This is a genomic window from Pseudoalteromonas sp. Angola-7 (assembly GCF_028599255.1).
Lineage (GTDB): Bacteria > Pseudomonadota > Gammaproteobacteria > Enterobacterales > Alteromonadaceae > Pseudoalteromonas > Pseudoalteromonas atlantica.
The window spans coordinates 99,367-117,038 of the sequence record NZ_JAQREL010000017.1; the positions used below are offsets into that span (position 1 = coordinate 99,367).

21 protein-coding genes are annotated in these 17,672 nt (G+C 41.8%); 19 read left to right on the forward strand and 2 right to left on the reverse strand.

Going from position 1 to position 17,672, the window contains the following annotated elements; translation table 11 throughout:
* Nucleotides 1-6 precede the first annotated feature (6 nt).
* A complete protein-coding gene (locus PSH50_RS18465; protein WP_273587856.1) occupies nt 7-3,585 on the forward strand; it encodes a M1 family aminopeptidase in 3,579 nt (1,192 codons plus the stop codon).
* A gap of 264 nt (nt 3,586-3,849) precedes the next feature.
* Here PSH50_RS18465 and PSH50_RS18470 read toward each other — a convergent pair whose 3' ends face one another.
* Together PSH50_RS18470 and PSH50_RS18475 are read right to left on the reverse strand one after the other, a co-directional pair.
* Nucleotides 3,850-4,536 carry a TorF family putative porin gene (locus PSH50_RS18470; protein WP_004589216.1) on the reverse strand — a complete coding sequence of 229 codons (687 nt, stop codon included), beginning with the start codon at nt 4,534-4,536 and terminating at the stop codon, nt 3,850-3,852.
* A gap of 277 nt (nt 4,537-4,813) precedes the next feature.
* Nucleotides 4,814-5,977: a hypothetical protein gene (locus PSH50_RS18475; RefSeq protein WP_024033871.1), complete on the reverse strand. Its 1,164-nt coding sequence runs from the start codon at nt 5,975-5,977 to the stop codon at nt 4,814-4,816.
* A 311-nt stretch (nt 5,978-6,288) separates the two neighbouring features.
* Between PSH50_RS18475 and PSH50_RS18480 the strand changes: the two genes are divergently transcribed.
* The 18 genes from PSH50_RS18480 (at nt 6,289) to rplQ (ending at nt 17,012) form a co-directional block, all read left to right on the forward strand.
* Nucleotides 6,289-8,259: an AsmA family protein gene (locus tag PSH50_RS18480; RefSeq protein WP_248451843.1), complete on the forward strand. Its 1,971-nt coding sequence runs from the start codon at nt 6,289-6,291 to the stop codon at nt 8,257-8,259.
* 276 nt (nt 8,260-8,535) lie between these two features.
* Nucleotides 8,536-8,904 (forward strand): 50S ribosomal protein L14, encoded by a 369-nt coding sequence (gene rplN / locus PSH50_RS18485; RefSeq protein WP_004589211.1) that lies wholly within the window; start codon nt 8,536-8,538, stop codon nt 8,902-8,904.
* Between the two features lie 10 nt (nt 8,905-8,914).
* The gene (gene rplX, locus PSH50_RS18490) at nt 8,915-9,229 is read left to right on the forward strand and encodes a 50S ribosomal protein L24 (RefSeq protein WP_004589210.1); all 315 of its coding nucleotides are present in this window, start codon (nt 8,915-8,917) and stop codon (nt 9,227-9,229) included.
* Between the two features lie 16 nt (nt 9,230-9,245).
* Nucleotides 9,246-9,785, forward strand: coding sequence for a 50S ribosomal protein L5 (rplE, locus tag PSH50_RS18495; protein WP_004589209.1), 540 nt, complete (start codon nt 9,246-9,248; stop codon nt 9,783-9,785).
* A gap of 10 nt (nt 9,786-9,795) precedes the next feature.
* Nucleotides 9,796-10,101: a 30S ribosomal protein S14 gene (rpsN, locus tag PSH50_RS18500; protein WP_004589208.1), complete on the forward strand. Its 306-nt coding sequence runs from the start codon at nt 9,796-9,798 to the stop codon at nt 10,099-10,101.
* A gap of 21 nt (nt 10,102-10,122) precedes the next feature.
* A complete protein-coding gene (gene rpsH, locus PSH50_RS18505; RefSeq protein WP_004589207.1) occupies nt 10,123-10,515 on the forward strand; it encodes a 30S ribosomal protein S8 in 393 nt (130 codons plus the stop codon).
* Nucleotides 10,516-10,528: 13 nt separating this feature from the next.
* Nucleotides 10,529-11,062 carry a 50S ribosomal protein L6 gene (gene rplF / locus PSH50_RS18510; RefSeq protein WP_004589206.1) on the forward strand — a complete coding sequence of 178 codons (534 nt, stop codon included), beginning with the start codon at nt 10,529-10,531 and terminating at the stop codon, nt 11,060-11,062.
* A gap of 9 nt (nt 11,063-11,071) precedes the next feature.
* On the forward strand, nt 11,072-11,422 hold the full coding sequence (gene rplR / locus PSH50_RS18515; RefSeq protein ID WP_004589205.1) for a 50S ribosomal protein L18: 351 nt from the start codon (nt 11,072-11,074) through the stop codon (nt 11,420-11,422).
* Nucleotides 11,423-11,431: 9 nt separating this feature from the next.
* A complete protein-coding gene (gene rpsE / locus PSH50_RS18520) occupies nt 11,432-11,938 on the forward strand; it encodes a 30S ribosomal protein S5 (protein WP_004589204.1) in 507 nt (168 codons plus the stop codon).
* 2 nt (nt 11,939-11,940) lie between these two features.
* Nucleotides 11,941-12,123: a 50S ribosomal protein L30 gene (gene rpmD, locus PSH50_RS18525; protein ID WP_004589203.1), complete on the forward strand. Its 183-nt coding sequence runs from the start codon at nt 11,941-11,943 to the stop codon at nt 12,121-12,123.
* 4 nt (nt 12,124-12,127) lie between these two features.
* On the forward strand, nt 12,128-12,562 hold the full coding sequence (rplO, locus tag PSH50_RS18530; protein WP_004589202.1) for a 50S ribosomal protein L15: 435 nt from the start codon (nt 12,128-12,130) through the stop codon (nt 12,560-12,562).
* 10 nt (nt 12,563-12,572) lie between these two features.
* Nucleotides 12,573-13,901 (forward strand): preprotein translocase subunit SecY, encoded by a 1,329-nt coding sequence (gene secY, locus PSH50_RS18535; RefSeq protein ID WP_004589201.1) that lies wholly within the window; start codon nt 12,573-12,575, stop codon nt 13,899-13,901.
* A gap of 22 nt (nt 13,902-13,923) precedes the next feature.
* Entirely contained in the window at nt 13,924-14,037 is a 114-nt protein-coding gene (gene rpmJ, locus PSH50_RS18540) for a 50S ribosomal protein L36 (RefSeq protein ID WP_002959476.1), read from the forward strand.
* A gap of 125 nt (nt 14,038-14,162) precedes the next feature.
* Nucleotides 14,163-14,519 carry a 30S ribosomal protein S13 gene (gene rpsM, locus PSH50_RS18545; protein ID WP_004589200.1) on the forward strand — a complete coding sequence of 119 codons (357 nt, stop codon included), beginning with the start codon at nt 14,163-14,165 and terminating at the stop codon, nt 14,517-14,519.
* 12 nt (nt 14,520-14,531) lie between these two features.
* Nucleotides 14,532-14,918, forward strand: coding sequence for a 30S ribosomal protein S11 (rpsK, locus tag PSH50_RS18550; RefSeq protein ID WP_002959471.1), 387 nt, complete (start codon nt 14,532-14,534; stop codon nt 14,916-14,918).
* Nucleotides 14,919-14,939: 21 nt separating this feature from the next.
* Complete coding sequence (rpsD, locus tag PSH50_RS18555; RefSeq protein WP_004589199.1) at nt 14,940-15,560, forward strand: 30S ribosomal protein S4; 621 nt, start codon at nt 14,940-14,942, stop codon at nt 15,558-15,560.
* 24 nt (nt 15,561-15,584) lie between these two features.
* Nucleotides 15,585-16,571, forward strand: coding sequence for a DNA-directed RNA polymerase subunit alpha (rpoA, locus tag PSH50_RS18560; protein WP_004589198.1), 987 nt, complete (start codon nt 15,585-15,587; stop codon nt 16,569-16,571).
* A 39-nt stretch (nt 16,572-16,610) separates the two neighbouring features.
* Entirely contained in the window at nt 16,611-17,012 is a 402-nt protein-coding gene (rplQ, locus tag PSH50_RS18565; protein WP_004589197.1) for a 50S ribosomal protein L17, read from the forward strand.
* Nucleotides 17,013-17,672: the final 660 nt, after the last annotated feature.

Here is a 17,672-nt window from a genome sequence, read left to right on the forward strand (position 1 = left end):
GGCGCTATGTTTTTTAATATGCTCGCGTTTGAGCTGCGCTATTTTGTGCGCCAGCCTTCGTTTTATGTGACCTCATTAATCTTCTTTTTTATGGCGTTTTTTATAAGCTCCAGTAGTAAGTTTCCGCTAGGTGGGGCTAATGTTCATATGAACTCGCCTTATACCATTATGGTTTTAACGGTTACCTTTTGTACGCTTGCTATGTTTTTAGTGGTTAACTTTGTTGCAAGCTCAGCGATTCGCAACAGCGAGACCAAAATGGATGAGCTGGTGTTTAGTAAGCCCGTTAACCCGCTTGCTTATCAATCAGGGCGTTTTTTTGGTGCTTACTTGGTTGTGCTCGTTGTTTTTTTAACTGTGCCACTAGGCGTATTTTTGGGGTCTCAGTTTGGCTTGTTGGTTGGCTGGCTTGATAGTGAGCTAGTAGGCCCTAATAAGTTTATATATTACGCTGCACCTTTTTTATATTTAGCGGTGCCAAGCTTATTGGTGCTCAGTGCTATTTTTAATAGTGTGGCGGTTTATTTTAAAACCATAATGGCGGTATATGTAACGGCCGTGGTGATCTATATAAGTTACCAATTGGCGAGTATCTATTTTGACGATTTAGCGTTTAGAAATATTGTTGTTTACGCAGACCCATTTGGCACTGGTTCATTAATTGACTTAACCCGTTACTGGACTGTAAGTGATAAAAATACTGAAGTGTTAACGCTTTCGGGCGATTTTTTAATTAACCGTATTTTATGGGTAGCACTAAGTTTAGCGATGTTTTTTGGCCTCGGAAAGTTAGCTAACCGCGTAGTCACTAAAAAACAGAAAAAGCAATTTGCTGTCTCTACGTTTGTAAAAAATAAACAAGCAGCACTTATTAGCAGCGCTAAAAATTACAAGTCAAAAGGGGTCAATACGCAATCGCAATTAGTAATGCGCAGCTTATTTGAGCTTAAGCAGGTTATATTAAGTGCTCCTTTTATGATTTTAGCGGGTGTCAGTATTATTACGTTACTCGCACCACTTTTTGCGCCTATTGGCGCATATGGCACAACAGATTGGCCGCTCACACAAAACATGGTGGGCATTATTCAAAACGCCTCCGCTATATTTATGTTTATTATTATTGCTTATTACAGCGCAGAGCTGGTTTGGCGAGAACGCCACAGTGGTATGGGCGATATTGTTGACAGCTACCCGGTGCATAACAGTGTATTTTGGGTATCTAAAATTATTGCGCTAATCACTGCGGTTTGTGGCCTTTATTTAGTAGGTATGATGTTTACCATTGCGGTGCAACTATTTAAGGGGCAATTTAACTTAGAGCTTGGCCAGTACTTATTTAGGTTGGGTTACCTTACATTATTGCCTTTAATTATGATGGCTATTTTGGCGTTCTTTTTACAAATAATTAGCCCTAATAAATACATAGGTATGGGTTTGTTTATTCTGTATTACATTGCTCAAATGGTAATGAGTGCTTACGGGTTTGAGCATCATATGTATCATTTTTCACAAAGCAGCAGCGTACCGTATTCAGACATAAACGGTTACGGGCATTTTTTACAAGGCGCGCATTGGTATACCCTATATTGGGGCGCATTGAGTGTGTTTTTAGCTATTGTAGGGTTTGCTTTATGGCATCGTGGTCCATCGCAAACATTGCGTACGCGTTTATCTTTAGTGCGTTACAACATGTCTTTAAAAGGCCAGATTGCAGCCGTTATAAGTTTATTGGTATTTGTGGGCGCGGGTTATAACATTTATTACAACACCCGTGTAATCAATGAGTTTGTAACAAGTGATGATAACGAAGCGCTACAAGTAAGGTATGAGCAAGAGTTCTCACAATACAAAGACTTGCCACTGCCTATAATAACTGATGTTGATTTACACATTGATATTTATCCTAAAAAACGTGCTTTAAATGCCGTGGCTAAAATTAAGTTTACCAATACCGCAAACGAGCCAATAACCCGTGTGTTAATTAACGAGCCTAGCCAATCTAAAAGCTGGGATGTAAAAATGGCGGGCGGAAAAATAGTTGAGCGTTTAACCGATTTTGGCATGGTATGGTTTGAGTTTGAACAACCGCTAATGCCTAATGAAGTACGCGAAGGTGAGCTTTCAGTTTCTCGTGAACACGACGGTTTTGTTGATAGAGGCTCTGATACTCAACTCGTGCATAACGGTACATTTGTAAATAATAGAGAATTATTACCAAATTTTGGTTATCAAAAGTATTTTCAAATTGCGGATAAGTATGAGCGCCGTAAGCACGATTTACCCGAGCTTGAACGTGCACATAAACTAGAAGACAGCCGCTATTATACGCAAAATGAGTTTGGGCCTGCTAATGGCTTTATAAACTACAAGGCAACAGTAACCACCGATGAGTCACAATTTGCTATTACACCCGGTTATTTAAAAAGTGAAAGTGTAAAAGACGGAAGACGTACTTTTGTTTATAAAATGGATGCCCCTATTTTAAACTTTTATTCTGTGCTTTCGGCAGAGCTTGAAAGTAAAAAGGTTGAGCACAACGGTGTAAATATTGAGGTGTACTACCACAAAGATCATGCATGGAATGTTGACCGTATGATTGAGTCGGTACAAGACTCAATAGATTACTACACGCAAGCCTTTGGGCCATATCAGCATAAGCAGTTACGTATTATTGAGTTTCCTAAGTATCGCTCATTTGCGCAAAGTTTTGCCAATACGGTACCTTACTCAGAAAGTATTGGCTTTATTACAGACTTAAGAGATGAGAGTAAAGTTGACCTACCTTACTATGTAACCGCACATGAAGTTGCACACCAATGGTGGGGGCATCAAGTATCTGGGGCTAATGTAGAGGGCAGTGCCGTTATTTCTGAATCGCTCTCCCAATACAGTGCGCTTATGGTGCTAAAAAAACGCTTTGGCGCCGAGAAGCTACGTAAATTTTTAAAGTACGAGTTAGATAGATACTTAATGGGCCGCACAGGCGAAGCTTTTGAAGAAATGCCGCTGTATAAAACGCAGTCTCAACAATATCTTCATTACAATAAAGGCTCAGTTGCGATGATGGCGATTTATGACCGATTAGGGGAAGAGCGCTTAAATGCAGCACTTAAAGCGTTTTTGAATGAGTTTAAATACCAATCAACCCCATACCCAACTACGCTTGATTTACTTAGCTATTTAAAACAAGACGCAACGCAAGCGGAGCAACGTTTTATTGATGATCAGTTTAAATATATAACGCTTTATGAGCTTGAAATGAAAGCAGTGTCGGTTACAGATGATGTTGATAGCGAAGGTTTTTACACCGTAACATTGAGCGTTGAAGCAACTAAGCAGCATGCCGATGGACAAGGTGAAGAAACCGAGCAACCACTCGATGAGCTAATTGATATTGCATTATTTAGCGATGATCCTGAAAACCTTCTCGCTGAAGACTTTGTGATTTACTCGCAAAAGCATCAAATAGTCTCTGGTACTAATACTATTGAGCTAAAAGTAAAAGAAAAGCCAGTGTACGCGGGGGTAGACCCGTACATTAAGCTTGTAGATAAAGACAGTAAAAACAACCTAGCTAAGTTTTAACGATTAGCTTAAAGGCCGCATTTAATGCGGCCTTTTTTGTTTTAGCGAATTACTAATATCAATGCGCAATAAAGCTTAATAAAGCGAATTAGCATATTGGTAATAAGAGGTAATAGCAGCGAGGAGCTCGGCGGTTAACTGAAGTGGGTTTTATAGTAAGGTGCTTTAGTCGCTAAAATTAAAAGGCGCTGTGAGTATTTAGGTGCCCTAAACGAGAAAAGGGCCAAAAGGCCCTTAGTGTTGCAGCAAGTAACACATTTTGTTTTAAAGCGTAAAGTCTACAGCGTAGCCTACGTAAACTTTAACATCTGACTCATCCATGTCGGTGTCAGATACGCCAAAAGTAAAACCATCTTTTGATACAGAGATACCGTAATCAATAATATTATCATCGCCTATAAAGTCGCCAGAGTAGTGACCTAAGTGTAGCGCAACCTCAGTACCATTGCTGCCAACAGCAAAGCTGTAATCGGCATTTAGGTATAATGAATCGCCAAAGTCGGTGCCATCGCCATCTGCCGCTGAAGTGGCAAGGATTGCAGCGCCAAAGGTGAAACCTTCTGCGCTGATGCTACCGTAAATTTCAGAGAAATCAGCATCTGCCTCAGAAGCTGCATCTGGGTAAGCGTAATAAATGTAACCTACATCGTAGCTAAATGTGTCGTTAATATCGCCACCAAAACCCGCGTAAACATCAAGCTCGTAAGTCATTTCATCGGCCCATGAAGCATTTGATGCCCAAGTACCTACATAAAAGCCTGACTCGTCAGCGTAATCAATACCGCCAGAAATAGCAGCATCGCCCCCAGTTTGCTCTTGACCACGCCATAAGTAGTTAGACGTAGCCGCTGCGTTTGCTGTTACTTCTGCATGTACGGCTGTTGATGTTAAAGATGTAGCACCTAATAAAGCTATTGCGCTAATTGCGATGGTTTTTTTTAGTTTTAGCATGTCCATTTCCCGTTATATGATTTTTATCGCCTAGGCTTTTATTCTCTTATTGGCAACCCTTTGACTGGCGGTGTTTTATTGTTTAACTGGGAATGCAATTGCACTGTATGTGCCAGCTTAAAATAATTTCTATAAAACTGTTTTTTTACTTTTATAAAACAATATGTTGAGAAGTTTTAGAAGAGGGAATGATTGAGGAGGTTAATTAAAAAACGCACACTGCTGGTGCATAAATTAACCTAACTGCACCAGAAAAATACAGTTAGGTTAGGTAAATTTAGCCAAATATAGTGCGCATAAGACTAATTGTTTCGTTTACTCCGCGGCCTTTTTGTACTTCGCTAATAATAGAGTCGCGTTTGCTACGAATATGCTCGGGAATGTCATCGGCTGCAAGTGCACGGTCTACAAGTATTTCGGCTGACTCTTTACCTCTACGCTGTGGTTTTCCTGCACTTGTTGTGCTGCGTTTAGGTTTATTTAATAGCTTAATATAATTTGAGTTGTCGGCCGTACTGGCATCTGCATAGTAAAAAAAGCATGGTAATAATGCTTTTATACTAACTAGTTGCTCTTCTAGTTCATTGCTGCCATTAGCCATTTTAAACCACGACATAGCATGAATGCTTTGTACTATATCTTGCCAGTAGCGCTCAAAGTCGCGATTGTTTAATTTTGTAATACCTAAAGCTGCGCATAATGCATCAAGACGGCTATTACTAATTGGCGTAAATACATCTGGGCGGCGCATTGCTAATAAACGTGTAGCAGGGGCAAGGGTTGGTTTTTCATCGCTACCGTTAAAGGCAAGTAAATAAGCAACAACAAACTGTTGGTAATCAGCTTCGCTCACATCACCTTCAAGCGGGATGTTAGCAAGTGCATCGTCAAACGCGCCAGGCAAGTCGGCTAGCATTTGATGAAAACCCTTTGCACTTTTTGTTGATGCGAACCATTCAACATCAAAGTTATAGGTGCTTGGGTCGAGCGTGGCAGTGTGTTTACCACTAAATGCCAGTAAATCCTCTGGGATCATATCTTTTAGTGCTTGCTCACGAATGCTGTGCAAATACGTGGTAAGGCGAAGCTGTTCGTCCAGTGCAATAAGTTTTTTATGTTGCTCTACAAACATACTAATAACAGGCCAAGGTGCTACACGTAGTGTTTTAAGCTGTAAAAAGCTAATTGCTGAGGTTAGCTGGTCGTGCAGCTTTTTTAAAACTGGCAGTTGTTGTGGCTCTAGTAAATCGTAATTTATACGGTCTTTACTTGCACTTAGCAGCTCATAACACCAGCCTAAGAAATCCTCTGGGTGGTTTTCTACTTTCACGGCCATTAGGTTTAGGCTTAGTTCTGAAGCTTGCTTCAAGATGTTTTGGTAAATTTGACTTTCTTGTTCGCCTAGCGCCATTTTTGACGGTGAAATTAGCAGTTTTTTCATGCCTTGTAGAGTCTCCGAGTAGATACATTTTTTAGCTGCTTTATTTTAGCGCAAATACGCCAATAGCAACAGGGCCGTGCATCATACCTAACAATTCAAGGGATGCAATGTTGTAGGGTTTAATACTTGGTTAGATTTAAACTTGATGAGCTTTACTTTTAGTCACCAATTTCGCAACGTTTACTTTTAAGCATAAATTCATTTCAAATTAAATAAATTACAATAAAGTGGTTTTTTGTCACAACGACAATGATTTTAAAGCTAACACTCGCTATGATAAGAACATTATTTGCACGTTTGAAAGGATGATCATGAAGACCTTACTCAAAATTGTTGGTGTAATACTCTTACTTTGTATTGCGTTAATTATTGCCGCTCCGTTTTTAATCCCAACCGATACTATTTTTAATAAAGTATCTGAGCAGGTTGAAAAAACAACAGGGCGCACACTTACTATTAAAGGTGATAAAACGCTTAGTGTATTTCCTGCATTAAAGTTAGAGCTTAACGATGTGCACTTTGCAAACATGCAGACAGGCTCGCGCGACGACATGGCAAGTATGGAGCAATTAGCTGTACATATACCATGGTTATCGTTATTTGGCGGCGAATTCAAACTTGATAAGTTTGTTATTAACGAGCCCAATATTTTATTAGAAACTGATAAAAACGGTAAAGCTAACTGGCAGTTGTTTGATGCTGTAGCAGAGCAGCCGCAAGAGCAAACTCAATCAGGTGAGGCTGTTAAACTACCAGAGAACTTTGATATAGAGTTAGGTGAAGTGGCTATTTACGGTGGTACGTTTACTTACCTAGATGGGCAAACAGGCGCTAAACAACAAATTAGTGACTTGGAATTAGCTATTTTACTTCCTTCACTACGTAAAACACTAGAGATCAAAGGCGGCATTACATATATGCAAGAGCGCTTTGAGCTTGATGTAAAACTTGATACGCCGGCAAAGGCAATTGAAGGGGCGACATTTGAGGTTACTCAAAGCGTAGACTCTCGCTTGGTCGATCTTACTTTTAACGGCAGTATTGCTCGCCAAGGTAAAGATATAAAAGGCGAGTTAGCGCTAAGTGGCGACTCTGTTAAGGAGCTAGCAACTTGGCAAGGGGTAGACTTAAACGCTAAAGAAAATGCATTTAATGCGTTTAGTGTAAACGGTAAAATGCATCTTATAGATGATACGTTTAACTTAGAAGAGCTGATTGCTACCCTAGATGAATTAGAGATTAAAGGAAAAAGTGAAGTAAACTTAGGAAATAAACTAGCGGTTAATGCTGATATAGACCTAGGTATGCTTGATTTGAATCCCTACTTACCGGAGGTAGTCGCTAAGCAGCAAGCGCCGCAAAGCGAAGAACCTAAAGCCGCGCAGCCGATTGTTTGGGACGATACTAAAATTGATTTAAGCGCATTAAATGCACTTAATGCTAATGTAGTTATTCGCTCAAGCGGTTTAAAAGCTAACGATATTGAGCTAGGTGCTAATCAATTTACAGTCGATTTAAATAACAGCGTTGCTAAATTAAGCTTAGATAGCTTTAAAGCATATGAGGGCACTGGTAAAGGGGTTATCAACATAAATGCGCAGCAAACGCCGTATAAAATAAGCACAAATTTTGATTTAGCCGACATAGACGCACAACCGTTACTCACTGATGCAGCTGGCTTTGATAAGCTTATGGGTAAAGGGTCATTAAATTGGAATTTAACCACAACTGGGCAAAGTCAAAAAACCTTCATTAATGCATTAAATGGCAAGGTTAGCTTTGAATTTGCCGATGGTGCTGTTAAAGGCGCAAACGTGGCTGAGATGGTTCGCAAAGGCAAAGAGCTTATTACGGGTAATCTTGGTGCTGTGAGTGAAGGGCTTGATACAGGCTTTGAAGAATCAGAGCAAACAGATTTTTCTGCGCTCACCGGTAGCTTTAACTTTACTAATGGCGTGGGCCATAATAACGACCTATCGCTGATGAGCCCACTTATTCGTATTACAGGTGAGGGCGATGTAGATTTGCCTAAAACCAATGTTGATTATCGCTTAGTGACCGGCATTGTTGATTCGATTGAAGGGCAAGGCACTACAGATGATAGTACAGGCTTTAAAATCCCACTGCGTATAGAAGGCCCATTTCATGACGTTGGCTTTAAGCTAGATGTAAGCAACGCGCTTAAAGATGAAGCAAAGCAAAAGCTCGATGACGCCAAAGAGAAAGCAAAAGAAAAAGCCAAGGACAAAGTTAAAGATAAACTAAAAGGTTTATTTGGCTAACTATTAAACCCCACTAATAAATAATTAAGGCGCTATTTGCGCCTTGATTGTTTTATAACCACTTGTAAAATAGCTACATAGCGGTTTTTACTCAGTTTTAATCTGTCCTTCCCTTAAATTAATTAAAAAATAACCTACCACTCACTAGCCAATGCTGGTACAATTGCCCGCCCTTAAGAGACAACTCTGTTGTTTTTTGAGTGGGATTTAATCGAAGTGCCTTGATTTTAAACAAATTTAAGGCAAGTTGTAATTACTACACCGGAGGTCATTAACATGATCCAAATGCAAACTCAGCTGGAAGTTGCTGATAACAGCGGCGCTCGCAAAGTGCAGTGTATAAAAGTCCTTGGTGGTTCACACCGTCGCTATGCGGCAGTTGGCGATATCATTAAAGTTTCTGTGAAAGAAGCTATTCCTCGCGGTAAAGTGAAGAAAGGTGATGTTAAAAACGCGGTAGTTGTGCGTACCAAAAAAGGCGTTCGTCGTCCGGACGGTTCTCTGATCCGTTTCGATAGCAATGCGGCTGTTATCTTAAATGATAACTTGCAGCCAATTGGTACTCGTATCTTCGGCCCTGTGACTCGTGAACTTCGTAATGATAAGTTCATGAAAATTGTTTCACTAGCCCCAGAAGTACTGTAAGGAGTCTATCATGGCAGCAAAAATCCGTCGTGATGACGAAGTAATCGTACTAGCAGGTAAAGACAAAGGTAAGCGCGGCAAAGTGCTTTCAGTTGTTACCGAGTCTGGTCGAGTATTTGTCGAAGGCATTAACTTAATCAAGAAACACCAAAAGCCGGTTCCACAATTGAACCAAGCTGGCGGCATTGTTGAGAAAGAAGCGTCTATCGACGTATCAAACGTTGCGATCTACAACTCGGAAACGAGTAAAGCAGATCGTGTAGGTTTCAAGATTGAAGATGGTAAGAAATTACGTATCTTTAAATCTACTGGTAAAACTATCTAATAGTTGGAGTAGAATGATGGCGAAACTGCATGAAGTATATAAAGACAAAGTAGTTGCTGAGCTTCAAGAGAAGTTTGGTTTCAGCTCTGTCATGCAAGTCCCTCAGATCGAAAAGATCACATTAAATATGGGCGTGGGCGAAGCCCTAGCTGACAAGAAGATTTTAGATAACGCTGTTGCGGATCTAGAAGCTATCGCTGGTCAGAAACCTTTAATCACTAAAGCACGCAAATCTGTTGCTGGCTTCAAAGTGCGTGAAGGCTACCCAATAGGCTGTAAAGTAACCTTACGCGGCGAGCGTATGTGGGACTTTTTTGAGCGTTTGGTATCAATCGCTATCCCACGTATCCGTGACTTCCGTGGTGTGAGTGCTAAGTCTTTTGATGGACGTGGTAACTACAGCATGGGCGTACGTGAACAAATCATCTTCCCAGAAATTGATTACGATAAAGTAGACCGTGTACGCGGTATGGATATCACAATCACAACTTCTGCGAAATCTGATGAGGAAGGCCGTGCGTTGTTAGAAGCGTTTAACTTCCCATTCAAGAAATAAGGGTAGGGTTATGGCAAAGAATTCTATGAAAGCGCGCGAAGCAAAGCGCACTAAACTAGTTGCTCAGTACGCTGAAAAGCGTGCAGCACTAAAAGCTATCATCAGCGATGTTAACGCATCTGAAGATGATCGTTGGGACGCGGTACTTAAGCTTCAAGCTTTACCACGTGATTCTAGCCCTGCACGTCAACGTAATCGTTGTAACATTACGGGCCGCCCACATGGTTTCCTTCGCAAATTCGGCATGAGCCGTATTAAAGTTCGCGAAGCAGCTATGCGCGGTGAAATTCCTGGCCTTAAAAAGGCTAGCTGGTAATAGTATCACGGGAGTAAGACTATGAGCTTGCAAGATCCTATCGCGGATTTGTTTACACGTATCCGTAACGGTCAATCAGCGAAGAAAGTATCTGTAACGATGCCAACTTCAAAGCTGAAAGTAGCAGTAGCTAAAGTATTAAAAGACGAAGGTTACATCGCAGATTTCGCTGTAAACAGCGAAGCGAAACCTGAGCTTTCTATCGAGTTGAAATACTTCGAAGGCAAAGCTGTAATTGAAAATATCCAGCGTGTTAGCCGCCCTGGTCTACGTATCTATAAGAAACGTGACGAATTACCGAAGGTAATGGGTGGTCTTGGTATCGCTATCGTATCAACTTCTAAAGGCCTAATGACAGACCGCGCAGCACGTAGTGCTGGTGTTGGTGGTGAAATCATTGGCTTTGTAGCTTAATCGGAGGGGAACTATGTCTCGCATAGCAAAGGCACCAATCAATGTTCCTGCCGGTGTAGAAGTTACATTAAAAGGCCAGGACATCACAGTTAAAGGCAAAAACGGTGAACTTACTCGTACTATCAACAACGCTGTTGAAGTACAAGTTAACGACAACGTTATTACAACTTTACCTCGTGAAGGCGTAGCTAATGCATGGGCTCAAGCAGGTACTGCTCGCGCTCTAATCAACAACATGGTTGTTGGTACGCATGAAGGTTACGAGAAGAAACTTCAGTTAGTAGGTGTTGGTTACCGTGCTGCAGCTAAGGGTAAAGTTTTAGACTTAACACTTGGTTTCTCGCACCCAGTTAATTTCGAAGTTCCTGAGGGAATTACGATTGAAACTCCAAGCCAAACAGAAGTTCTAGTTAAGGGCGTAGATAAGCAGTTAGTTGGTCAAACAGCTGCTAACATTCGTGCATACCGTAAACCTGAGCCTTATAAAGGTAAAGGTGTTCGTTATTCAGATGAGAATGTACGCCGTAAAGAGGCTAAGAAGAAGTAAGGTAAGACGATGGATAAAAAAACAGCTCGTCTACGTCGTGCTAAACGCACTCGTAGAAATTATATTGAACAAGGCACAACGCGTCTTGTTATCCACCGCACGCCACGTCACATTTACGCTCAAGTAGTTAATGCTGAGGGTACTGTACTGGCTGCTGCTTCTACTGTTGAGAAAGCTATTAGCGAAACAGTTAAAGGCACAGGCAACGTTTCAGCTGCACAAGCAGTTGGTAAAGCGGTTGCAGAACGTGCGGCTGACAAAGGCATCGAAAAGATTGCTTTTGATCGCAGTGGCTTTAAATATCACGGCCGTGTGAAGGCGCTAGCTGATGCTGCGCGTGAAGCCGGTTTGCAATTCTAGGAGTAGACAATGGCTAACGTAGAAGCAAAGCAACAACAGCCTGATTTAGCTGAAAAGCTAATCGCGGTAAACCGTGTGTCTAAAGTAGTTAAAGGTGGTCGTATCTTTAGCTTCACTGCACTAACTGTAGTTGGTGATGGCGCAGGTAAAGTAGGTTTTGGTTATGGTAAAGCTCGTGAAGTTCCAGCTGCTATTCAAAAAGCAATGGAAAAAGCACGTCGCAACATGATCAATGTAGACCTAAATGGCAACACATTACAGCATCCTGTTAAAGGACGTCATGCTGGCTCACAAGTGTTCATGAAACCAGCATCTGAAGGTACTGGTATCATCGCAGGTGGTGCTATGCGTGCAGTACTAGAAGTTACTGGTGTGCAGAACGTACTTTCTAAATGTTACGGTTCTACCAACCCGATCAACGTAGTACGTGCAACGATTCAAGCTCTAGAGAACATGAATTCTCCTGAGTCAATCGCTGCTAAACGTGGTCTGCGCGTAGACGAAATTCTGGGGTAACCATGGCAAATAAAACTGTAAAAGTAACACAAGTAAAGAGCTCTATCGGTCGTTTACCGAAGCATAAAGCTACATTACGCGGTCTTGGTTTACGTCGTATCAACCACACTGTTGAGTTAGAAGACACAGCATGTGTACGTGGTATGATCAACCGAGTTTCTTACATGGTTAAGGTAGAGGGTTAATTTCATGCATTTGAATACACTTTCACCTGCTGCAGGTTCTAAAACTGCTCCAAAACGTGTTGGTCGTGGTATCGGTTCTGGTCTTGGTAAGACTGGTGGCCGTGGTCACAAAGGTCAAAAATCACGTTCTGGCGGTAAAGTACGCGTTGGTTTTGAAGGCGGTCAAATGCCTATGCAACGTCGTCTACCTAAATTTGGTTTCACTTCACGCAAATCGTTAGTATCTGCAGAAGTAAACCTTTTTGAAATCGCTAAAGTTGAAGGCGATGTGGTAGACCTAAACGCGTTACAAGCAGCTGGTCTAGTTAAAAAGAACGTTCTGTTCGTTAAAGTTGTTAAATCTGGCGAAGTTTCACGCGCTGTTACCGTTAAAGGCCTTAAGGCTTCTAAAGGTGCTCGCGAAGCTATTGAAGCTGCCGGAGGCAAGGTAGAAGACTAAGGAAGTACTAATGGCTAAACCAGGTCAAGATACACAAAGTGCACAAAGTGGACTTTCGGAATTGAAGCGTCGATTACTATTTGTTTTAGGTGCTATCATTATTTACCGTCTAGGTTCATTTGTGCCAATCCCTGGGATTGACGCCGCTGTACTTGCCGATTTCTTCGAGCAACAAAAGGGCACCATTGTTGAGATGTTCAACATGTTTAGCGGTGGTGCGCTTGAGCGAGCTTCAGTGTTAGCACTGGGTATTATGCCGTATATCTCGGCTTCGATTATTACGCAACTATTAACGCATATGTATCCTCCGTTTATAGAGCTTAAGAAAGAAGGTGAGCAAGGGCGTAAAAAAATTAGCCAGTACACACGCTACGGCACGCTTGTGCTTGCTACTATCCAATCAATCGGTATTGCAACTAGCTTACCGGGCATGATGGAAGGGTTAGTTGTTAACCCGGGTCTCGGTTTCTATTTCACCGCAGTGGTGAGTTTAGTAACTGGTACTATGTTCCTAATGTGGTTGGGCGAACAAATAACAGAACGCGGTATCGGTAACGGTATCTCAGTTCTAATATTTGTTGGTATTGTAGCTAACCTGCCGTCTGCTATTGGTTCGACAGCCGAAATGGCGCGCCAAGGTGATTTGAATGTTTTTGTACTGTTGATGGTTGCGGTTATAGTATTCGCTGTTACTTATCTTGTAGTGTTTTTCGAACGTGGACAACGTCGTATCGTTGTTAACTACGCTAAACGCCAACAAGGTCGTCAAGTATTTGCTGCTCAAAGCACGCATTTACCACTAAAAGTAAACATGGCGGGTGTTATTCCACCAATCTTCGCTAGCAGTATAATTCTGTTCCCTGGTACAATTGCAAGCTGGTTCGGCCAGGGTGAAGGTCCGGTCGCTGATGTGCTACAAGCTATTGCAACAACGTTGACTCCAGGTCAGCCTTTGTATGCGATGGTGCTAGCAGCAGCTATCATCTTCTTCTGCTTTTTCTACACAGCGTTGGTTTTTAACCCGCGTGAGACAGCAGACAACCTGAAGAAATCTGGCGCATTTATCCCAGGTATTCGTCCAGGTGAGCAGACATCTAAATACATTGATAAAGTGATGACACGCCTGACATTGGCAGGTGCTTTGTATATAACCTTTATCTGTCTGGTGCCCGAATTCATGACTATGGCATGGCAAACGCCATTCTATTTCGGCGGTACATCAATTTTGATTATCGTTGTAGTAATCATGGACTTTATGGCACAAGTACAGACTCACCTGATGTCACATCAGTATGATTCTGTGCTGAAAAAAGCGAACCTTAAAGGCTACGGCCGATAAGGTCAGTTTACGGAGTTGAGCAATGAAAGTACGTGCTTCCGTTAAGAAAATATGCCGTAACTGTAAAGTTATTAAACGTGCTGGTGTAGTACGCGTAATTTGCAGTGAGCCTAAGCATAAGCAAAGGCAAGGCTAAGTAAACAGTCGTGCAGGCTGAGATTTCTCGGCCTGTGTTTTTAGTTGTGATTTGGTCTTCGTTTGAGTATCCTTACGGGCTTTTCAAACTTTTGATTACCAAATTCAAATATAGGAGATGTGTTAGTGGCCCGTATCGCTGGCATTAACGTCCCTGATCATAAACATGCAGTTATTGGTTTAACAGCTATTTATGGCATAGGTAAGACTCGCTCTAAGGCTATCTTAGAAGCGACTGGTATCGCCGAGACCACAAAAATCGGTGAACTTTCAGACGAAACTCTTGACGTACTGCGTGATGCAGTTGGCAAGTACACTGTAGAAGGTGACCTTCGTCGTGAAGTTACTCTAAATATCAAGCGCCTTATGGACCTTGGTTGTTTCCGTGGCCTACGTCACCGTCGCTCTTTACCACTACGTGGTCAAAGAACAAAGACTAACGCGCGTACCCGTAAGGGTCCTCGTAAGCCTATTAAGCGATAAGGGGATAGTATTATGGCTAAGACACCAATTCGTCGTAAAAAGGTTAAAAAGCAAGTTGCTGATGGTATGGCTCATGTTCATGCGTCTTTCAACAACACTATTGTAACAATTACCGACCGTCAAGGTAATGCACTATCATGGGCTACTGCCGGTGGTTCAGGTTTCCGTGGTTCACGTAAATCTACACCATTTGCTGCTCAGGTTGCTGCAGAGCGTGCAGGTACTGCTGCTCAAGAATACGGTTTAAAAAATCTAGAAGTTTTCATTAAAGGTCCAGGTCCAGGTCGTGAATCTGCTGTACGTGCTTTGAATGCTGCTGGTTACCGTATCACCAACATTACTGACGTGACGCCAATACCACACAATGGTTGTCGTCCACCGAAGAAACGTCGCGTTTAACAATAGGTTAGGAGAAATAACATGGCAAGATATTTGGGCCCTAAGCTCAAGCTGAGTCGTCGTGAAGGTACTGACCTGTTCCTTAAGAGCGGCGTAAGAGCTATCGACTCTAAGTGTAAACTTGAGACTGCACCTGGTCAGCACGGCGCTCGTAAAGGTCGCTTATCTGATTACGGTTTACAATTACGTGAAAAGCAAAAAGTACGTCGTATCTACGGTGTATTAGAAAAGCAATTCCGTAATTACTACAAAGAAGCTGCTCGCCTTAAAGGTAATACAGGTGAAAACTTGTTACAGCTTTTAGAGCAACGTTTAGACAATGTTGTATATCGCATGGGTTTTGCTAGCACACGCGCTGAAGCACGTCAGTTAGTAAGCCACAAAGCGATTTTAGTTAATGGTCGTGTTGTGAACATTCCTTCATACGTAATTGCTCCAGAAGATACTGTAGTAATCCGTGAGAAGTCTAAAACACAAGCACGTATCATCGCTGCTCTAGAGTTGGCTGAGCAACGTGAAAAGCCGACTTGGGTTGAAGTTGACGGTAAGAAATTGGAAGGTAGCTTTAAGCGCCTACCTGAGCGTTCAGATCTGTCTGCGGACATTAATGAACAACTAATCGTCGAACTTTACTCTAAGTAAAGTTAAGAGTTAAGAGAGGATAAAATGCAGGGTTCTGTTACAGAATTTCTAAAACCAAGGTTAGTCGATATCGACGCTATCAACCCAACGCGTTCTAAAGTAGTTTTAGAACCACTAGAGCGTGGCTTTGGCCATACTCTGGGTAATGCCTTACGCCGTATACTGTTATCATCTATGCCTGGATGTGCAGTAACTGAAGTTGAAATCGACGGTGTATTGCATGAGTACAGCGCGAAAGAAGGCGTACAAGAAGACATCATTGAAATACTACTAAACCTAAAAGGTCTAGCAGTAACGTTAGAAGGCAAAGATGAAGTTTTTCTGACCCTGACTAAATCTGGTGTAGGCCCTGTGACTGCGGCTGATATTCAGCACGATGGCGATGTAACAATTGCTAATCCAGATCACGTTATTTGTCATTTAACGACAGATAGCAGCGAGATCAGCATGCGTATTCGTGTTGAGCGTGGTCGTGGTTATGTGCCGGCATCTAGTCGTTTATCCTCTGATGACGATGAGCGTCCAATTGGTCGATTGCTGCTTGATGCATCATTCAGCCCAGTTGAACGTATTGCGTACTCGGTTGAATCAGCCCGTGTTGAGCAACGTACAGACTTAGACAAGTTAATCATTGATATGGAAACAAACGGCACTTTAGATCCTGAAGAAGCGATCCGCCGTGCGTCTACTATCTTAGCTGAGCAATTAGATGCATTCGTAGATTTACGTGATGTAACTGAGCCAGAAGAGAAAGAAGAGAAGCCAGAATTCGATCCTATTCTACTTCGTCCAGTTGATGATCTTGAACTAACAGTACGTTCAGCAAACTGTTTGAAAGCCGAGCAAATTCAATATATCGGTGATTTAGTTCAGCGCACTGAAGTTGAGCTTCTTAAAACGCCTAACCTAGGCAAGAAGTCTCTAACTGAAATAAAAGACGTGCTAGCTTCACGTGGTCTTTCTCTAGGCATGCGCCTAGAAAATTGGCCGCCTGCAAGCCTAGCTGAATAATCTAAATCACTATATTAGTTTAGTTAGAAGGATAGGGTCATGCGCCATCGTAAGAGTGGTCGTCAATTAAACCGTAACAGTAGCCATCGTAAAGCGATGTTCAGCAATATGGCAGGTTCTTTGGTGAAACATGAAATCATCAAAACTACTTTGCCTAAAGCGAAAGAGTTACGCCGTGTAATTGAACCTTTAATCACACTGGCTAAGACTGACAGTGTAGCAAATCGCCGTTTAGCGTTTGCTCGCACGCGTGATAATGAAGTAGTTGGTAAATTGTTCAGCGAAATCGGTCCTCGTAATACAGACCGTCCAGGTGGTTACACTCGTATTCTTAAGTGTGGCTTCCGTGCTGGTGATAATGCACCAATGGCTTATATTGAACTAGTAGGTCGCCCAGCGACTAACGAAGAAGTTCAAGAAGACGCGCAGTCTGCAGAGTAAGTCTTTAAAGAGACACCAAAAAGCCGAGCTTAATGCTCGGCTTTTTAATGCCTAAAATTTGATATCCCTCCAAATAGTTACTTGATAATTACCTATTACCTATTACCTATTACCTATTACCTTCATTCTGTTAAACCGACTTAGTTAAACCAATGTAGTTATAAAGCCTGCATTCTCAAAAAGCTTAATTAAGCGGTAACCCTCTAAGTAGAGCTTATAAGGTTTGTAAAACATAGCCCAGACTGTAGATGTACAGTGTAATTTGGATAGTGGTAAAGCAAATTAGCCAATCAAACAGAGATATTTAATTTTAACTCGCTAATTTAGTGGGCTTAAGGCTACTTTTAGTAGGGTTTTTGAGCGTTTAGCTCAAATACTCAGCGAATAGTCATTTATTTCAAGTTTTCTTCAAAAAAGGGTTGATCTGTTTTCGGATCTCCCTATAATGCGACCCCACTGAGACGGCAGAGCAGGCAACGCTTAGCGAGGCAAGCAAACCACTTAGTGAGTCGAGTAAAACTTAGTTTTAAAAATTTCAAGTTTAACAAAATTAAGTGTTGACAAAAAAATAGGAAAGCGTAAGATGCGCAGCCCTAGCGAGATAAAGTTTAACGCTTTAATCGCAACGTTCTTTAACAATATAAAGCAATCATCTGTGTG